Source organism: Pseudomonas sp. D5(2026) (genome assembly GCF_057766845.1).
Genome location: NZ_CM173421.1, coordinates 4,168,058 through 4,186,231, shown reverse-complemented (window position 1 = coordinate 4,186,231; position 18,174 = coordinate 4,168,058). Strand labels below are relative to the sequence as shown.

Annotated in this window: 12 protein-coding genes; 9 read left to right on the top strand and 3 right to left on the bottom strand. The window is 62.2% G+C overall.

The genetic code is table 11. The features are described 5' to 3' along the window. The first annotated feature begins 61 nt into the window (after positions 1-61). The 3 genes from AC3B5Q_RS19365 (at position 62) to AC3B5Q_RS19355 (ending at position 4,984) form a co-directional block, all read left to right on the top strand. Positions 62-1,416, top strand: a protein-coding gene (locus tag AC3B5Q_RS19365; RefSeq protein ID WP_488392707.1) for an IS3 family transposase whose coding sequence is annotated in 2 segments (ribosomal slippage) — positions 62-535 and positions 538-1,416 — 1,353 coding nt in all. Because the reading frame shifts where the segments join, the coding sequence is not laid out codon by codon here. Between the two features lie 295 nt (positions 1,417-1,711). Next, positions 1,712-4,168: an EAL domain-containing protein gene (locus AC3B5Q_RS19360; RefSeq protein WP_021782448.1), complete on the top strand. Its 2,457-nt coding sequence runs from the start codon at positions 1,712-1,714 to the stop codon at positions 4,166-4,168. A gap of 30 nt (positions 4,169-4,198) precedes the next feature. Continuing rightward, positions 4,199-4,984 (top strand): iron-containing redox enzyme family protein, encoded by a 786-nt coding sequence (locus AC3B5Q_RS19355; RefSeq protein ID WP_021782447.1) that lies wholly within the window; start codon positions 4,199-4,201, stop codon positions 4,982-4,984. Between the two features lie 118 nt (positions 4,985-5,102). On the opposite strand, the gene AC3B5Q_RS19350 is transcribed toward AC3B5Q_RS19355, so the two are convergent. The 3 genes from AC3B5Q_RS19350 to ubiG all read right to left on the bottom strand — a co-directional run bounded on the left by AC3B5Q_RS19350 (position 5,103) and on the right by ubiG (position 7,349). After that, positions 5,103-5,843 (bottom strand): YciK family oxidoreductase, encoded by a 741-nt coding sequence (locus AC3B5Q_RS19350; protein ID WP_021782446.1) that lies wholly within the window; start codon positions 5,841-5,843, stop codon positions 5,103-5,105. A gap of 133 nt (positions 5,844-5,976) precedes the next feature. Beyond that, complete coding sequence (mupP, locus tag AC3B5Q_RS19345; protein ID WP_028698296.1) at positions 5,977-6,648, bottom strand: N-acetylmuramic acid 6-phosphate phosphatase MupP; 672 nt, start codon at positions 6,646-6,648, stop codon at positions 5,977-5,979. A 2-nt stretch (positions 6,649-6,650) separates the two neighbouring features. Further along, complete coding sequence (gene ubiG / locus AC3B5Q_RS19340; RefSeq protein WP_012271034.1) at positions 6,651-7,349, bottom strand: bifunctional 2-polyprenyl-6-hydroxyphenol methylase/3-demethylubiquinol 3-O-methyltransferase UbiG; 699 nt, start codon at positions 7,347-7,349, stop codon at positions 6,651-6,653. A 110-nt stretch (positions 7,350-7,459) separates the two neighbouring features. On the opposite strand from ubiG, the gene mtnA reads away from it, so the two are divergent. The 6 genes from mtnA (at position 7,460) to cmk (ending at position 18,170) form a co-directional block, all read left to right on the top strand. Next, the gene (mtnA, locus tag AC3B5Q_RS19335; RefSeq protein WP_488392717.1) at positions 7,460-8,536 is read left to right on the top strand and encodes an S-methyl-5-thioribose-1-phosphate isomerase; all 1,077 of its coding nucleotides are present in this window, start codon (positions 7,460-7,462) and stop codon (positions 8,534-8,536) included. A 1,456-nt stretch (positions 8,537-9,992) separates the two neighbouring features. After that, a complete protein-coding gene (gyrA, locus tag AC3B5Q_RS19330) occupies positions 9,993-12,764 on the top strand; it encodes a DNA gyrase subunit A (protein WP_488392716.1) in 2,772 nt (923 codons plus the stop codon). A gap of 147 nt (positions 12,765-12,911) precedes the next feature. Then, a complete protein-coding gene (serC, locus tag AC3B5Q_RS19325) occupies positions 12,912-13,997 on the top strand; it encodes a 3-phosphoserine/phosphohydroxythreonine transaminase (RefSeq protein ID WP_084852136.1) in 1,086 nt (361 codons plus the stop codon). A 1-nt stretch (position 13,998) separates the two neighbouring features. Next, a complete protein-coding gene (gene pheA / locus AC3B5Q_RS19320; protein ID WP_021784964.1) occupies positions 13,999-15,093 on the top strand; it encodes a prephenate dehydratase in 1,095 nt (364 codons plus the stop codon). A 186-nt stretch (positions 15,094-15,279) separates the two neighbouring features. Next, positions 15,280-17,487 (top strand): bifunctional prephenate dehydrogenase/3-phosphoshikimate 1-carboxyvinyltransferase, encoded by a 2,208-nt coding sequence (locus AC3B5Q_RS19315; protein WP_033739306.1) that lies wholly within the window; start codon positions 15,280-15,282, stop codon positions 17,485-17,487. Continuing rightward, positions 17,484-18,170, top strand: coding sequence for a (d)CMP kinase (gene cmk, locus AC3B5Q_RS19310; protein WP_021784962.1), 687 nt, complete (start codon positions 17,484-17,486; stop codon positions 18,168-18,170). The genes AC3B5Q_RS19315 and cmk overlap by 4 nt, the downstream gene beginning before the upstream one ends. Positions 18,171-18,174: the final 4 nt, after the last annotated feature.

Below are 18,174 nucleotides of genomic sequence, written 5' to 3'. Positions count from 1 at the left end.
CCTTCACCGGGCTTGGACTGCCCCCAAGAAGTTGGACACCAATCCAACCCTTGGGGGATCTATGGGTAAGTACACCGAGCAATTCAAGCTCACAGCGATCACAGCCTACCTGGATGGCAGCAACGGTTTCCGAAAGGTGGCTCAACACTTAGGTATCGATTTCAGCCTGCTTCGACGCTGGGTGGCCAGTTATCAGGCCAATAATGGCATTGGTCCAGGCTCGCATGGGCGGCGCTATACCAGTGATTTCAAACAGCAGGTGCTTAGCTATATGCACGAGCATCGGCTTTCGCTGCGCCAGACCGCTGCCCACTTTGGTCTTGGGCAGTCCTCTCAGATAGGCATTTGGCAGCGGCAGTACTACAGTGGCAGTCCTGCACCCTCTACTGCCATCAAGCCAAGAAAGCCAATCGACGTGCCGAAGAAGATCAAGCCTGCCAAACCCACCGATACCAATGATGATCAGAAGTCTCGAGATCAGCTGATGGCTGAACTTGAGTACCTGCGCATGGAGAATGCTGTCCTAAAGGAGCTCAAGGCTCTGCGCGAGGAAAAGGAACGAACACGCGGGAAAAAGCCCTGATCGTTTCCAAACTCAAGCGCAGGTTTCCTTTGCCTGACCTCCTTCAGTTGGTCGAGCTGGCGCGCAGCACCTTCTACTACCAGCTAAAAGCTCAGCAGAAGCCAGATCGGCATGCTGAGCTCAAGGCATTGGTGCATCGCGTCTACCACGAGCAGAAAGGGCTTTATGGTTATCGCCGTATCGCACTCGTAATCAGGAAGGAAAAGCGGGTGAACAAGAAGGTCATTGAACGGCTGATGGCTGAGCAGGGATTGAAATCAGTAGTGCGCCCCAAGAAATACCGCTCCTATCGAGGTACCGTCGGTAAAGTGGCAGCGAATGTGCTGGAGCGAAATTTTGTTGCTCAACGCCCAAACCAGAAGTGGGTGACCGACGTAACCGAGTTCAAAGTAGCTCAACAGAAGCTTTACCTGTCGCCCGTGATGGATTTGTACAACGGCGAAATCGTGGCCTACGAAATGGCCAGCCGCCCATGCTATAGCCTGGTTGGGAACATGCTTGGCAAAGCGCTCGATTGCCTGGGAGAGAAACCGAAGCTCGTGCTGCATTCGGATCAGGGATGGCATTACCAGCAGGCGCAATACCGCCGTAAGCTAAGCGAATGCGGGGTAAAGCAGAGCATGTCTCGAAAAGGCAATTGCCTGGACAATGCGGCCATGGAAAGCTTCTTCGGCACGCTCAAATCTGAGTTTTTCTACCTGAAGCGTTTCGAGAGCATTGATGAGCTGAGAGCGGGTCTGGATGAGTACATTCACTACTACAACCATGATCGCATCAAGCTGAGGCTCAATGGCCTGAGCCCTGTGGAGTACAGGGCTCAGGCTGCAGCTTAAAACTGTCCAACTTTTGGGGGGCAGTCCAGCTTGTGGGAGCAACTGTCTTGCTCAATTTCTAAAAGCTGGTGCGATCCCTGTGGAAGCGGGCTTGCCCGCGAACACGGGCGAAGCCCGTGCCATCCACCGCGGTGTCTTCTTCGCGGGTAAACCCGCTCCTACAATGGCCAGCGCATACGCTGTACAAATTCCCCGATTCCTTGTCATAAAAATCCCCCCCACAGCGATGGCAAATGGCCTACGCTGTGCTTGTCTGGGTCGATTTACGCCTTATCTGCTCTGTGACAGGGACTCCATGAAGGGAAATCGCACACTCGAAGCGCCAAAGTTGCTCGGCATCACATGGCCTTTCATCGCCGTCGTGGTCCTTCAGGTCGCGTTGGGCAGCCTCAGCCTTTATACGCTTTCGGCCGTGCGCGCCTATGTCGCGGGCGAAAGCCTGTGGTCCAAGGCGCAGAAAGATGCCATCTACTACCTCAATCTGTACAGCGAGACGCGCGACGACAGCACCTACCAACGCTATCGCCAGGCCATTACCGTGCCTCAGGGGGATCATCGCCTGCGCGAGGTACTCGACCACCCCAACCCTGATCTGGACGCCGCGCGACAGGCGGTACTGCAAGGTGGCAACCACCCTGACGATGTCGCGCGGATCATCTGGTTCTACAGCAATTTCCGCCATGTCAGCTATATGCAGACAGCCATTGATTACTGGGACATCGGCGACGACTATCTGGCCAAACTGGATGTGCTGGCCGGTGAAATGCGCCAGCGTTTTGCCAGTGGCCCGGTGGATGCCGACACCGTCAGCGATTGGAAGGCCCGCATTGTCGCCATCAACGAAGGCGTGACCCCAGCGGCCAAGGCCTTCAGCGATGCCTTGGGCGAGGGCTCGCGCGCACTGCTCCGGGTGCTGCTGATCACCAACCTGCTGACCGCGATGTTCCTGATAGCGATTGCCTGGGGGCGCTCCAGCAAGCTGCTGGCCCAGCGCCAGGCCTTTGCCAGTGCCCTGCAGGAAGAAAAAGAGCGTGCGCAGATTACCCTGCAGGCCATCGGTGATGCGGTGATCACCACCGATGTCGAGGGCAATATCGGCTATATGAACCCGGCCGCCGAACAATTGACCCACTGGCAATCCGGCCAGGCTCAGGGCCTGCCACTGTCAGCGCTGTTCAGCCTGGTTGATGAGCACGCCGAGGATGATGGTCGCAGCCTGGTCGAACAGGTGCTCGGCGGTAGCCTCAAGGGCGGCTCCGAGCATGCCCGGCTGATCCAGCGCCTGGACGGCAGTACTGTGTCGATCAACCTGGTGGGCTCGCCGATTGTCAGTGATGGCCAGGTCAGTGGCATTGTGCTGGTGCTGCACGATATGACCCAGGAGCGCCAGTACATCGCCAATCTGTCCTGGCAGGCAACCCATGACGCCCTGACCGGGCTGGCCAACCGCCGCGAGTTCGAATACCGCCTGGAGCAGGCGCTCAACGACCTGGCGCGTCAGGCCGGGCGGCACTCGCTGATGTTCCTTGACCTCGACCAGTTCAAGCTGGTCAACGACACCTGTGGCCACGCGGCCGGCGATGAGTTGCTGCGGCACATCTGCGCGGTGCTGCAATCCGGCCTGCGTGAGGGCGATACGCTGGCGCGGCTGGGTGGCGATGAATTTGGCGTGCTGCTGGAAAACTGCCCGCCCGACCAGGCCGAGCGCATTGCCGAACAATTACGTCAACTGGTGCAGAGCCTGCACTTCGTATGGAAAGGGCGGCCGTTCGTGACCACGGTCAGCATTGGCCTGGTGCATATGGCCCAGGCCCCCGGTACCCTGGAGGCCTCGCTGCGCGCCGCCGACATGGCCTGCTACATGGCCAAGGAAAAGGGCCGAAACCGTGTGCAGGTGTACCACGCCGACGACAGCGAACTGTCCATGCGTTTTGGCGAAATGGCCTGGATCCAGCGCCTGCATGTGGCCCTGGAAGAAAACCGCTTTTGCCTCTACGCCCAGGAAATCGCCCCGCTCAAAACCTTCGAAGGCCCGGGCCATATCGAAATTCTGTTGCGCCTGCACGACGAAAGCGGCCGCACCATCCTGCCCAGCAGCTTCATCCCGGCGGCCGAGCGCTACGGCCTGATGACCGCGCTGGACCGCTGGGTGGTGCGCAATGTGTTCATGGTCATACGCCAGTGCCTGGAAGAAGGGCGTGAAGGGCCGTTGTCGACCTGTGCCATCAACCTGTCGGGGTCCAGCATTGGCGACGACAAGTTCCTTGAATACCTCCAGCGGTTGTTCGTCGAATACGCCATTCCGCCGCGAATGATCTGTTTCGAAATTACCGAAACCAGCGCCATTGCCAACCTGGGCAGCGCCATTCGCTTCATCAACGAGCTGAAAGGGCTGGGTTGCCGTTTCTCGTTGGATGATTTTTGCGCTGGCATGTCCTCGTTCGCCTATCTCAAGCATTTGCCCGTGGACTACCTGAAGATTGACGGGAGTTTCGTCAAGGACATGCTCGACGACCCGGTCAACCGGGCCATGGTCGAGGTCATCAACCATATCGGCCATGTGATGGGTAAGCGCACGATTGCCGAGTTTGTCGAAACACCCTTGATCGAGCAGGCCTTGCAGGAAATAGGCGTGGATTACGCCCAGGGCTACCTGATCGAACGCCCCCAGGTGTTCACCTGTGACAGTCTGCAGCGCCAACGGATCGCCGCCCGGCCTCTGTTGCAGCGAGCACCTGGCACGTTTCGCTAGTTGGAAATCACAAGGATCAAGGAGCTGAAAGTGATTGACGCATTCGTTCGTATCGGGCCTTTGATGGACCCCGCCAGTTACCCCCAATGGGCCCAGCAACTGATTGAAGACTGCCGCGAGAGCAAGCGCCGGGTGGTTGAGCATGAGTTTTATGCACGTCTACGCGATGGCCAGCTGAAGCAATCGACCATCCGTCAGTACCTGATCGGTGGCTGGCCGGTGGTGGAGCAGTTTTCGTTGTACATGGCGCATAACCTGACCAAGACCCGCTACGGCCGGCATCAGGGCGAGGACATGGCGCGGCGCTGGCTGATGCGCAACATCCGCGTCGAGCTCAACCATGCCGATTACTGGGTGAACTGGTGCCAGGCGCACGGTGTGCACCTGCACGAGTTGCAGGCGCAAGAAGTGCCGCCCGAGCTGAACGGCCTGAACGACTGGTGCTGGCGGGTGTGCGCCACCGAAAACCTGGCCATTTCCATGGCGGCGACCAACTACGCCATCGAAGGGGCGACCGGTGAGTGGTCGGCGGTGGTGTGCTCGACCGACACCTATGCGCAGGGTTTTCCGGAAGAAGGGCGCAAGCGGGCGATGAAGTGGCTGAAGATGCATGCCCAATATGACGATGCGCACCCGTGGGAGGCGTTGGAGATCATTTGTACCCTGGCCGGTGAAAACCCGACCCTGGGGTTGCGCAACGAGCTGCGCAGGGCCATTTGCAAGAGCTACGACTGCATGTACCTGTTCCTGGAGCGCTGCATGCAGCTGGAAGGGCGCCAGCAAGGCCGTATGCGGCCGGCGTTGGCTGCCGGCTGATCGTTCGCCTGTAGCGGCCTCTTCGCGGGCTTGCCCGCTCCCACAGGTATGGCTCAGTCCTTGAGGGCTGCGGTGCGCCTGTGGGAGCGGGCAAGCCCGCGAAGAGGCCAGTGCAGGTTTATTGAGCGTTGAACGCCTGCCCGTTCACTCCTGTGCTGTCCGGCCCCATCAGGTATAGGTATACCGGCATGATTTCTTCGGGCAGCGGGTTGTTCTGCGGGTTCTCGCCGGGGTAGGCCTGGGCCCGCATCGCCGTGCGCGTGGCGCCCGGGTTGATGCTGTTGGAGCGCACCGGCGCCACGCCTTCCAGTTCATCGGCCAAGGTCTGCATCAGGCCTTCGGTGGCGAACTTCGACACGCCATAGGCGCCCCAGTAAGCCCGGCCCTTGCGCCCGACGCTGCTGCTGGTGAACACCACCGAGGCGTCTTCCGACAGCTTCAGCAGCGGCAGCAGGGTACTGGTGAGCATGAAGGTGGCATTGACGTTGATATGCATGACGCGCATGAAGTTGTCGCCTGACAGCTGTTCCAGCGGCGTGCGCGGGCCGATGATCGACGCATTGTTGAGCAGGCCATCGAGGCGACCGAACTGGTCTTCGATCATGGCCGCCAACTCGTCGTATTGGTGTGGCAGGGCGGTTTCCAGGTTGAACGGGATGACCACCGGCTGCGGATGACCGGCGGCTTCGATCTGGTCGTAGACCTCGTTCAGGTTGGCCTCGGTCTTGCCCAGCAGCAGCACGGTGGCGCCCAGTGCGGCATAGGCCTTGGCAGCCGCGGCACCAATGCCACGGCCGGCACCGGTAACCAGGATGACCCGGCCTTGCAGCAGGTCGGGGCGGGCGGTGTAGTCGAACATTTCGTATCCCTATCTCGGCCCCTGTGGGAGCGGGCTTGCCCGCGAAGCTGGCGCCGCGGTGCAAGGCAAGGGCTTCGCCTCGTTCGCGGGCAAGCCCGCTCCCACAGGGTTCCTCGTCGTTGTCAGTTACGGTTCAGCAGCCGCACAGCGCGCTGTCGATCACTTTGCGCAGTTCCAGCGGGTGGTCGACCACCACGTCGGCACCCCAGTTGTTGGGGTTGTCCTCTGGATGAATATAGCCGTAGCGCACTGCCGCCGTGCGGGTGCCAGCGTCACGGCCAGACTCGATGTCGCGCAGGTCGTCGCCGACGAACAGCACACTGGCCGGGTCCAGGTTCAGCGTCTTGCAGGCCAGGATCAGCGGCTCGGGGTCGGGTTTGCTATTTTTCACGTGGTCCGGGCAGATCAACAGCGCCGAACGCTCGGCCAGGCCCAGTTGCTGCATGATCGGCTCGGCGAAGCGCACCGGCTTGTTGGTGACTACGCCCCACAGCAGGTTGCCTCTTTCGATGTCGGCCAGCAGCTCGGCCATGCCCTCGAACAGCTTGCTGTGCACCGCGCAGTCGCGCTGGTAACGCTCGAGGAACTCCAGGCGCAAGGCCTCGAAGCCGTCAGCATCCGGGTCCATGGCGAACGCAGTGGCAACCATGGCGCGGGCGCCACCCGAGATCACGCCACGGATCAGGTTGTCGTCAACGGCCGGCAGCCCGCGGTCGGCGAGCATGGCCTGGCAAATGGCGATGAAGTCCGGCGCCGTGTCCAGCAAGGTGCCGTCCATGTCGAAGAGTACTGCTCGCAAACGCATGCTTATTCCTCGCGCAGGGTCTGGATCATGTAGTTGACGTCGACGTCGCTGTTGAGCTTGTAGTGCTTGGTCAGCGGGTTGTAGGTGAGGCCGATGATGTCCTTCACCTGCAGGCCGGCATCGCGGCTCCAGGCGCCCAGCTCGGAGGGGCGGATGAACTTCTTGAAGTCATGGGTGCCGCGCGGCAGCATCTTCAGGATGTACTCGGCGCCGACGATGGCCAGCAGGTAGGCCTTGGGGTTGCGGTTGATGGTGGAGAAGAACACCTGGCCACCAGGCTTGACCATGCGGTAGCAGGCGCGAATCACCGAAGACGGGTCGGGCACGTGCTCGAGCATTTCCAGGCAGGTGACCACATCGAACTGTTCAGGCATTTCCTCGGCCAGGGCTTCGGCGGTGATCTGCCGGTATTCCACCTGCACGCCCGATTCCAGCTGGTGTAGCTGGGCCACCGCCAATGGCGCCTCGCCCATGTCGATACCGGTGACCGTGGCACCGCGCAGGGCCATGGCTTCGCTGAGGATGCCGCCACCGCAACCCACATCCAGCACTTTCTTGCCGGCCAGGCTGGCGCGCTCGTCGATCCAGTTGACGCGCAGCGGGTTGATTTCGTGCAGCGGCTTGAACTCGCTTTCGCGGTCCCACCAGCGGTGGGCCAGCGCTTCGAACTTGGCGATTTCGGCGCGGTCGACGTTGCTCATTGAACAGTCCTCTGAAACTTCGCAAAATTGCGTCGGAGTATACCCGAGCGCTCGGCCCCGAGGGTCGCTATAATCGCCGGCTTTTGATATCCGAATGACGGGGAGAGGCAATGCGCGAGCGACTTTTGGCGGCGGAGAAGGTGACCGCGATCCGCTGGCAGGGCGGCGCCTTGCACCTGCTCGACCAGCGCCTGCTGCCGTCGGAGGAGCGTTGGCTGGCCTGCGACAATGTTGCGCAGGTGGCCGCAGCCATCCGCGACATGGCGGTGCGCGGTGCCTCGGCAATCGGTATTGCCGCAGCTTACGGCCTGGTACTGGCGCTTGAAGAGCGGCTGGCCGAAGGCGGCGATTGGGAAATGGACCTGGAAGACGACTTTCTCACCCTGGCCGAAGCGCGTCCTACCGCCGCCAACTTGTTCTGGGCGCTGAACCGCATGCGCGAGCGCCTGCAGCGCCTGCGTCCGGAAGAGGACGTTCTGGCAGCGCTGGAGGCCGAAGCGGTGGCCATTCACGAAAGCGACCGTGAGGCCAACCTGACCATGGCCCAGCAGGGTATCGAACTGATCCGTCGCCATCAGGGCAATGCCCAGGCCCTGCTCACCTTCGGCAACGCCGGCGCCCTTGCCAGTGGCGGCTTTGGCACCGCGCTGGGGGTGATCCGTGCCGGCTACCTGGAAGGCATGGTCGAGCGGGTATATGCCGGTGAGACTCGCCCTTGGCTGCAGGGTTCGCGCCTGACCGGCTGGGAGCTGGCCAATGAGGGTATCCCGGTGACGCTTTGTGCCGACTCTGCGCTGGCCCACCTCATGAAGACCAAGGGTATCACCTGGGTGGTGGTGGGGGCGGACTGCATCGCTGCCAATGGCGACATGGCCGGCAAGATCGGCACCTATCAGCTGGCTGTCAGTGCCATGCACCATGGCGTGCGCTTCATGGTCGTGGCACCGAGCACCAGCATCGACCTGAACCTGGCCACGGGCGAGGATATCCCGCTGGAGGAGCGTGACGCCGACGAGTGGCTCGACTTTGGCGGTACCCGGGTGCCGCCGGGTGTCGAGGTGTTCAATCCGGTGTTCGATGTGACGCCGGCCGACCTGATCGATGTGATCGTGACCGAGCGCGGCATTGTCGAGCGTCCGGATGCTGCCAAGCTGGCTCAGCTGGTTTGCCGCAAGCGGTTGCATTGAGGGGGGGCGAGGTGGCATTGAGGGGGGGCGGTCGAGGCGGCATTGAGGGGTAGGGCGGTCGAGGTGTGTTGCCTGTGAGGGCGAGCGCCGCCTGTATGGCGGTAGAGGGGCGTCGCCTGGGAGACCGAGCGCCGCCTGTATGGCGGTAGATGGGCGTCGCCTGGGAGACCGAGCGCCGCCCGCGCGGCGCATCGCGAGCCTTGCTCGCTCCTACGTTTGTTTCGGGCCAGTCATTCCTGTGGGATTTGTGCGCGAACGCCTTGGCGCATGTCTCGATACCGCGTCGTACAAACAAGGCGGTCGCGCGCGTCTGCCACAGGTGTTACTGGCCCGAAACAAACGTAGGAGCGAGCAAGGCTCGCGATGCGCCGCGCGGGCGGCGCTCGGTATCCGCAACACCATAAAATCCACGGCAAACACACCCGGCCATTGCGCAACACCATAAAACCCACGGCAAACCCACCCGGTCATTGCGCAACGTCATGCCAGGCGGCGTGGCCTTGAGGGTATGGCGGTAGAGGGGCGTCGCCTGGGAGGGCGAGCGCCGCCTGTATGGCGGTAGAGGGGCGTCGCCTGGGAGACCGAGCGCCGCCCGCGCGGCGCATCGCGAGCTGCGCTCGCTCCTACGTTTGTTTCGGGCCAGTCATTCCTGTGGGATTTGCGCGCGAACGCCTTGGCGCATGTCTCGATATCGCGTCGTACAAACAAGGCGGTCGCGCGCGTCTGCCGCTGGCGTTATTGGCCAGAAACAAACGTAGGAGCGAGCGCAGCTCGCGATGCGCCGCGCGGGCGGCGCTCGGTATCTGCAACACCATAAAATCCACGGCAAACACACCCGGCCATTGCGCAACACCATAAAACCCACGGCAAACCCACCCGGCCATTGCGCAACGTCATGCCAGGCGGCGTGGTCTTGAGGGTATGGCGGTAGAGGGGTGTCGCCTGGGAGGGCGAGCGCCGCCTGTATGGCGGTAGAGGGGCGTCGCCTGGGAGACCGAGCGCCGCCCGCGCGGCGCATCGCGAGCTGCGCTCGCTCCTACGTTTGTTTCGGGCCAGTCATTCCTGTGGGATTTGCGCGCGTACGCCTTGGCGCATGCCGCGATATCGTGTGGTACGGGCCAGGCGGTCGCGCGCGTCTGCCACAGGCGTTACTGGCCCGAAACAAACGTAGGAGCGAGCGCAGCTCGCGATGCGCCGCGCGGGCGGCGCTCGGTCTTGCAGCCAACACAATATTCACGTCAAGCCCCCGTGCCACATCTCCCCACCGCCCCCGCCTTTGTGATAACATCCGGCAGTTTCCAAGACCGCCCATCACGGCGGCCTTCATTGCGCAGATCCATGGCACAACTCATTGATTTGTCGTAAGTCGTCGCACCCTTATGCGCTGCGGCGGCGAGCTTCGTTCGGCCCTTGATGGAGCTGCGAAGTTTCACCAGAAAAAGGAATCAGGCTTCTCATGGGCGAACTGGCCAAAGAAATCCTCCCGGTCAATATCGAAGACGAACTGAGACAGTCTTACCTCGACTACGCGATGAGCGTGATTGTCGGGCGAGCGCTGCCCGATGCGCGTGACGGCTTGAAGCCCGTGCATCGCCGCGTTCTCTATGCGATGAGCGAACTGGGCAACGACTGGAACAAGCCGTACAAGAAATCCGCCCGTGTGGTCGGTGACGTGATCGGTAAGTACCACCCGCACGGCGACACTGCGGTCTACGACACCATCGTGCGTATGGCCCAGCCGTTCTCGTTGCGCTACCTGCTGGTCGACGGTCAGGGCAACTTCGGTTCGGTGGACGGCGACAACGCTGCCGCCATGCGATACACCGAAGTGCGCATGACCAAACTGGCCCACGAGCTGCTGGCCGACCTGCACAAGGAAACCGTCGACTGGGTGCCCAACTACGACGGCACCGAGCAGATCCCGGCGGTCATGCCGACGCGTATTCCCAACCTGCTGGTCAACGGTTCCAGCGGTATTGCCGTGGGCATGGCGACCAATATTCCGCCGCACAACCTCGGCGAGGTCATCGATGGCTGCCTGGCACTCATCGACAACCCGGAAGTCACCATCGATGAGCTGATGCAGCATATCCCTGGCCCGGACTTCCCGACTGCCGGCATCATCAACGGTCGCCAGGGCATCATCGAGGCCTATCGCACCGGCCGTGGCCGCATCTACATGCGCGCCCGCTCCGAAATCGAAGACATCGACAAGGTTGGCGGCCGCCAGCAGATCGTGATCACCGAGCTGCCGTACCAGCTGAACAAGGCTCGCCTGATCGAAAAGATTGCCGAGCTGGTCAAAGAGAAGAAGATCGAAGGCATCACCGAGCTGCGCGACGAGTCCGACAAGGACGGCATGCGCATCGTCATCGAGATGCGTCGCGGCGAGGTGCCGGAGGTGGTGCTCAACAACCTCTACCAGCAAACCCAGCTGCAGAGCGTGTTCGGTATCAACGTGGTGGCCCTGGTCGACGGCCGTCCGCGCCTGCTCAACCTCAAGGACCTGCTCGAAGCGTTCGTCCGCCACCGCCGTGAAGTGGTGACCCGCCGTACGGTATTCGAGCTGCGCAAGGCCCGTGAGCGTGGCCATATCCTTGAAGGCCAGGCGGTCGCGCTGTCCAACATCGACCCGGTCATTGCCCTGATCAAGGCCTCGCCGACGCCGTCCGAAGCCAAGGAAGCCCTGGTTTCCACGCCGTGGGAATCCAGTGCCGTGCAGGTCATGGTCGAGCGCGCCGGCGCCGATTCCTGCCGCCCTGAAGACCTGCCGGAGCAGTACGGCCTGCATGACGGCAAGTACTTCCTGTCGCCGGAACAGGCCCAGGCCATTCTTGACCTGCGCCTGCACCGCCTGACCGGCCTGGAGCACGAGAAGCTGCTGGCCGAGTACCAGGAAATCCTCGAGCAGATCGGCGAGTTGATCCGCATCCTCAGCAGCGCCGAGCGCCTGATGGAAGTGATTCGCGAGGAGCTGGAGGCCATCCGTGCCGAGTACGGCGATGCCCGCCGCACCGAAATTCTCAACGCCAGCCACGACCTCAACTACGGCGACATGATCCCGGAAGAAGAGCGCGTGGTCACCATCTCCCATGGTGGTTATGCCAAGACCCAGCCATTGTCCGCCTACCAGGCCCAGCGCCGTGGCGGTAAAGGCAAGTCGGCGACCGGCGTGAAGGACGAGGACTACATCGAGCACCTGCTGGTCGCCAACAGCCACGCCACCCTGCTGCTGTTCTCCAGCAAGGGCAAGGTGTACTGGAAGAAAACCTACGAAATCCCCGAAGCGTCCCGCGCTGCCCGTGGTCGCCCGCTGGTCAACCTGCTGCCGCTGGAGGAGGGTGAGCGCATCACCGCCATGCTGCAGATCGACCTCGAAGCGCTGCAGCAGAACGCCGACCTCGACGAAGAACTGGACGAGGCTGAAGACGCCGTGCTCGAGGGTGAGCTGGTAGAGGCCGAGGAAGTCGACGAAGAAGACGGTGACACCCCGGAGTGGGTTGCAGAGCCGACCGGCGCGTACATCTTCATGGCGACCGCTTCCGGCACCGTCAAGAAGACCCCGCTGGTGCAGTTCGCCCGTCCTCGTTCCAACGGCCTGATCGCCCTGAAGCTGAAGGAAGGTGACACCCTGATTGCCGCGGCCATCACCGATGGCGCCAAGGAAGTCATGATGTTCTCCGACGCTGGCAAGGTCATCCGCTTTGCCGAGAGCGTCGTGCGTGAAATGGGTCGCAACGCCCGTGGTGTGCGCGGCATGAAGCTGGGCAAAGGCCAGCGGATCATTTCGATGCTGATCCCCGAGTCCGGCTCGCAGATCCTCACCGCCTCCGAGCGTGGCTTTGGCAAGCGCACTCCGCTGTCCAAGTTCCCGCGTCGCGGCCGCGGTGGCCAGGGTGTGATCGCCATGGGTACCAAGGGGCGCAACGGCCTGCTGATCGGTGCTATCCAGGTGCAGGAAGGTGAGGAAATCATGCTGATTTCCGACCAGGGCACGCTGGTTCGCACCCGGGTTGGCGAAGTGTCCAGCCTGAGCCGCAACACCCAGGGCGTTACGCTGATCAAGCTGGCGGCCGATGAGACACTGGTGGGCCTGGAGCGTATCCAGGAGCCGTCCGAGGACGAACTCGATGAAGTGATCGAGACGGACGAGGAGGGTGTCGAGGCTGCAGCGCCAGACAATGAAAATGAAGAAGCTGCGGGTGCCGACGAGGCCCCGCAAGAGTAAGCAAGCGTAAACCCGAGCGGGGCGACCAAGGTCGCCCCGTTTGACTGTGTAGGAGCGGGCTTGCCCGCGATGCAGGCGCCACCGATCCTGCATGGAATGTGGCCACCGAATTACGATTTTGTTCTATTTGGCAGAGCGAGAGTGGATGTGAGCAAACGAGCCTTTAACTTCTGCGCAGGCCCTGCCGCGCTTCCTGACGCTGTCCTGCAGCGCGCACAGGCCGAGATGCTGGACTGGCGTGGCAAGGGCTTGTCGGTGATGGAAATGAGCCATCGCAGCGACGATTATGTGGCCATCGCCGAAAAGGCCGAGCAGGACCTGCGTGACCTGCTGTCCGTCCCCTCCAACTACAAGGTACTGTTCCTGCAAGGGGGCGCCAGCCAGCAGTTTGCTGAAATCCCGCTGAACCTGCTGCCGGAAAACGGCACTGCCGACTACATCGAAACCGGCATCTGGTCGAAGAAGGCCATCGAGGAAGCGCGCCGTTTCGGCAACATTAACGTCGCTGCCACCGCCAAGCCTTACGACTACCTGGCCATCCCCGGTCAAAACGAGTGGAACCTGACCAAAAACGCTGCCTACGTGCACTATGCGTCCAACGAGACCATTGGTGGCCTGCAGTTTGACTGGGTGCCGCAAACCGGTGACGTGCCGTTGGTGGTCGATATGTCCTCCGACATCCTCTCGCGCCCGATCGATGTGTCGCAGTACGGCCTGATCTATGCCGGCGCGCAGAAGAATATCGGTCCAAGCGGCCTGGTGGTGGTCATCGTGCGCGAAGACCTGTTGGGTCATGCCCGCAGCAGCTGCCCGACCATGCTCGACTACAAGGTTTCAGCTGACAACGGGTCGATGTACAACACCCCGGCCACCTACTCCTGGTACCTCTCGGGCCTGGTCTTCGAGTGGCTGAAAGAGCAGGGCGGTGTTGATGCCATGGAGCAGCGCAACCGTGCCAAGAAAGACCTCCTTTACGGTTTCATCGACCGCAGCGAGTTCTACACCAACCCGATCAGCGTCAACGCCCGTTCGTGGATGAACGTACCGTTCCGCCTGGCTGACGAGCGCCTGGACAAGGCCTTCCTCGCTGGCGCCGACGCGCGTGGCCTGCTCAACCTCAAGGGCCACCGTTCGGTTGGCGGCATGCGTGCCTCCATCTACAACGCCCTGGGCCTGGAAGCGGTAGAAGCGCTGGTAGGCTACATGGCTGAATTCGAGAAGGAGCATGGCTGATATGTCCGAACAGGAGCTCAAGGCGCTGCGCGTGCGCATCGACAGCCTCGACGAGAAGATCCTCGAGCTGATCAGTGACCGCGCCCGCTGTGCCGAAGAAGTAGCCCGGGTCAAGACTGCCTCGCTGAAAGAAGGCGAGAAGCCGGTGTTCTACCGTCCCGAGCGTGAAGCTGCGGTGCTCAAGCGCGTGATGGAGCGCAACAAGGGCCCGCTGGGCAACGAAGAGATGGCGCGGTTGTTCCGCGAAATCATGTCGTCGTGCCTTGCCCTGGAGCAGCCGCTGAAAATCGCCTACCTCGGCCCCGAAGGCACCTTCACCCAGGCTGCGGCCATGAAGCACTTCGGCCACGCGGTGATCAGTCGGCCGATGGCGGCCATCGACGAAGTGTTCCGTGAGGTGGCGGCCGGTGCCGTCAACTTCGGTGTGGTGCCGGTGGAAAATTCCACTGAAGGTGCGGTCAGCCACACCCTGGACAGCTTCCTTGAGCATGACATGGTGATTTGCGGTGAGGTCGAGCTGCGTATTCACCACCACCTGCTGGTGGGCGAGAACACCAAGACCGACAGTATCACCCGCATCTACTCCCACGCCCAGTCGCTGGCTCAGTGCCGCAAGTGGCTGGACGCGCACTACCCGAACGTGGAGCGCGTAGCCGTATCGAGCAATGCCGAAGCGGCCAAGCGGGTCAAGGGTGAGTGGAACTCGGCGGCGATCGCCGGCGACATGGCGGCCAACCTGTACGGCCTGACCCGTCTGGCCGAGAAGATCGAAGACCGCCCGGACAATTCCACCCGCTTCCTGATGATCGGCAATCAGGAGGTGCCGCCGACCGGCGACGACAAGACCTCGATCATCGTTTCGATGAGCAACAAGCCCGGTGCCTTGCATGAGTTGCTGGTGCCGTTCTATCAGAACGGCATCGACCTGACCCGCATCGAGACCCGCCCGTCGCGCAGCGGCAAGTGGACCTACGTGTTCTTCATCGACTTCGTCGGCCACCACCGTGACCCGCTGATCAAGGCGGTGCTCGAGCAGATCAGCCAGGAGGCTGTGGCGCTGAAGGTGCTGGGCTCTTATCCGAAGGCGGTGCTTTGATTCAGGGGCCTTGCAGCCCTTCGCGGGCATGCCCGCTCCCACAGTGAGCATGTGATGCCGATCCCTGTGGGAGCGGGCGAGCCCGCGAAGGGCCGCGTCGCGGCCCCAATGGCCCTCACAGGCTACCTAGATTTCTGAACAGGGTTCGCACCAGTGGTAAATGCAGCAAAAACCAAACCCGCACCCATCATCAACCGCCTGGTCGTTGTCGGCCTGGGTCTGATCGGTGGCTCGTTCGCCAAGGGCCTGCGTGAGAGCGGCTTGTGCCGCGAAGTGGTCGGTGTCGACCTTGATGCCCCGTCGCGCAAGCAGGCCGTGGCTTTGGGTGTGGTCGACCGCTGCGAAGAAGACCTCGCCGCCGCTTGCGTGGGTGCCGATGTCATTCAGTTGGCCGTACCGATACTGGCCATGGAAAAAGTCCTGGCGCGCCTGGCCCAGCTCGACCTGGGTGATGCGATCATCACCGACGTCGGCAGTGCCAAGGGCAACGTCGTGCGTGAGGCCCGCGCCGTTTTTGGTGCGCGCTTGCCGCGCTTCGTCCCGGGTCACCCCATCGCAGGCTCCGAGCAGAGCGGGGTAGAGGCCTCCAACGCCACCTTGTTCCGCCGGCACAAGGTTATCCTCACGCCGCTGGCCGAAACCGATCCCGCCGCGCTGGCCCTGGTTGACCGCCTGTGGCGTGCGCTGGATGCCGATGTGGAGCACATGTCGGTCGAGCGCCACGACGAAGTGCTGGCCGCCACCAGCCATCTGCCACACCTGCTGGCCTTCGGTCTGGTCGATTCACTGGCCAAACGCAATGAAAACCTCGAGATCTTCCGGTACGCTGCGGGTGGATTCCGCGATTTCACAAGAATCGCCGGCAGCGATCCGACCATGTGGCATGACATCTTCCTCGCCAACCGCGACGCTGTCCTGCGCACACTTGATACATATCGCAGCGATCTCGACGCCCTGCGCGACGCGATCGCTGAAGGGGATGGGCACCAGCTGCTGGGAGTATTCACCCGCGCACGGGCTGCCCGCGAGCATTTCAGTAAAATCCTGGCCCGCCGGGCCTATGTGGACGCTATGAACGCCAACGATCTGATTTTCCAGGCCCAACCGGGTGGCCGCCTGAACGGGCGGATCCGTGTACCGGGCGACAAGTCGATTTCCCATCGCTCGATCATGCTCGGCTCGCTGGCCGAAGGTACTACCGAGGTCGAAGGCTTCCTCGAAGGCGAAGACGCGCTGGCGACCCTGCAGGCATTTCGTGACATGGGTGTGGTCATCGAAGGCCCCAACCACGGTCGTGTGACCATTCACGGCGTGGGCCTGCATGGTCTCAAGCCGCCGCCAGGGCCGCTGTACGTGGGTAACTCCGGTACCTCGATGCGCCTGCTGTCGGGCCTGTTGGCCGGCCAGTCGTTCGACGTCACCATGACCGGCGACGCCTCGCTGTCCAAGCGCCCGATGAACCGTGTGGCCAACCCGCTGCGCGAAATGGGCGCTGTGGTCGAGACCGGCCCTGAAGGCCGCCCGCCGCTGACCATTCGCGGTGGCCACAAGCTCAAAGGGCTGACCTACACGCTGCCGATGGCTAGCGCCCAGGTCAAATCCTGCCTGCTGCTGGCCGGCCTGTACGCCGAAGGCAAGACCACTGTCACCGAGCCTGCGCCTACCCGTGACCACACCGAACGCATGCTGCGCGGTTTTGGCTATGCGGTCGACAGCAACGGCCCGGTTGCCTCGCTACAGTCCGGTGGCAAGCTGACCGCTACCCGCATCGAAGTGCCGGCTGACATTTCCTCGGCAGCGTTCTTCCTGGTGGCAGCCTCTATCGCTGAAGGCTCCGAGCTGGTGCTGGAGCATGTCGGCATCAACCCGACCCGTACCGGCGTGATCGACATCCTGCGCCTGATGGGCGGCGATATCACCCTGGAAAACCAGCGTGAAGTGGGCGGCGAGCCTGTGGCCGACCTGCGTGTGCGCGGAGCCAAGCTGAAGGGTATCGACATTCCTGAAGCGTTGGTGCCGCTGGCCATCGACGAATTCCCGGTATTGTTCGTGGCAGCCGCCTGCGCTGAAGGGCGTACCGTGCTGCGTGGCGCCGAAGAGCTGCGGGTGAAGGAGTCCGATCGCATCCAGGTGATGGCTGATGGCCTGATCACCTTGGGCATCAAGTGCGAGCCGACCCCGGACGGCATCATCATCGACGGCGGCCAGTTGGGCGGCGGCGAAGTGCATGGGCATGGTGACCACCGCATCGCCATGGCCTTCAGTGTGGCCTCGCTGCGCGCCAGTGCGCCAATTCGCATTCACGACTGCGCCAACGTCGCCACCTCGTTCCCCAACTTCCTGGCGCTGTGCGCCGAAGTGGGGATTCGCGTGGCAGAAGAGGGCAAGTCGTGAATTCGCTGGCACCGGTTATCACCATCGACGGGCCTAGCGGCTCGGGCAAGGGCACGGTCGCCGGGTTGATGGCTCGCGAGCTGGGCTGGAAGCTGCTGGATTCCGGCGCGCTGTATCGGTTGCTGGCATTCAATGCCAGCAACCACGGTGTCGACCTGACCAACGAAGAGCTGCTCACCAAACTTGCCGCCCATCTGGATGTGCAGTTCATCGCTTCCGAGCCCGGTAAGCTGCAACAGATCATCCTTGAGGGTGAGGACGTCAGCAACGTCATCCGTACCGAAACCGTCGGTGCCGGTGCATCGATGGTGGCCTCGCTGCCGGCGGTGCGTGATGCGCTGCTGGTTCGCCAGCGTGAGTTCCGCGAATTGCCGGGGCTGATTGCTGACGGTCGCGACATGGGTACTGTGGTGTTCCCGGATGCGCCCTTGAAGGTCTTCCTCACCGCCAGCGCGGAGGAGCGCGCACGTCGCCGCTACCTGCAGTTGAAGGGCAAAGGTGAAGATGTTAGTCTGTCGAGTCTGCTGGATGAGATTCGTGCGCGTGATGAGCGTGACACCCAACGTGCAGTGGCCCCGCTGAAACCAGCGGCTGATGCCATTCAGTTGGACTCTACCGAGTTGTCCATCGAGCAGGTGTTGCAACGTATCAGAAGCGAGATCGCCCAGCGCGACCTTATCTGATAAC

Coding starts and splice junctions, on each gene's coding strand:
- AC3B5Q_RS19360 (WP_021782448.1), top strand. CDS start 1,712: ATGAAGGGAAATCGCACACTCGAAGCGCCAAAGTTGCTCGGCATCACA.
- AC3B5Q_RS19350 (WP_021782446.1), bottom strand. CDS start 5,843: ATGTTCGACTACACCGCCCGCCCCGACCTGCTGCAAGGCCGGGTCATC.
- mupP (WP_028698296.1), bottom strand. CDS start 6,648: ATGCGTTTGCGAGCAGTACTCTTCGACATGGACGGCACCTTGCTGGAC.
- ubiG (WP_012271034.1), bottom strand. CDS start 7,349: ATGAGCAACGTCGACCGCGCCGAAATCGCCAAGTTCGAAGCGCTGGCC.
- mtnA (WP_488392717.1), top strand. CDS start 7,460: ATGCGCGAGCGACTTTTGGCGGCGGAGAAGGTGACCGCGATCCGCTGG.
- gyrA (WP_488392716.1), top strand. CDS start 9,993: ATGGGCGAACTGGCCAAAGAAATCCTCCCGGTCAATATCGAAGACGAA.
- pheA (WP_021784964.1), top strand. CDS start 13,999: ATGTCCGAACAGGAGCTCAAGGCGCTGCGCGTGCGCATCGACAGCCTC.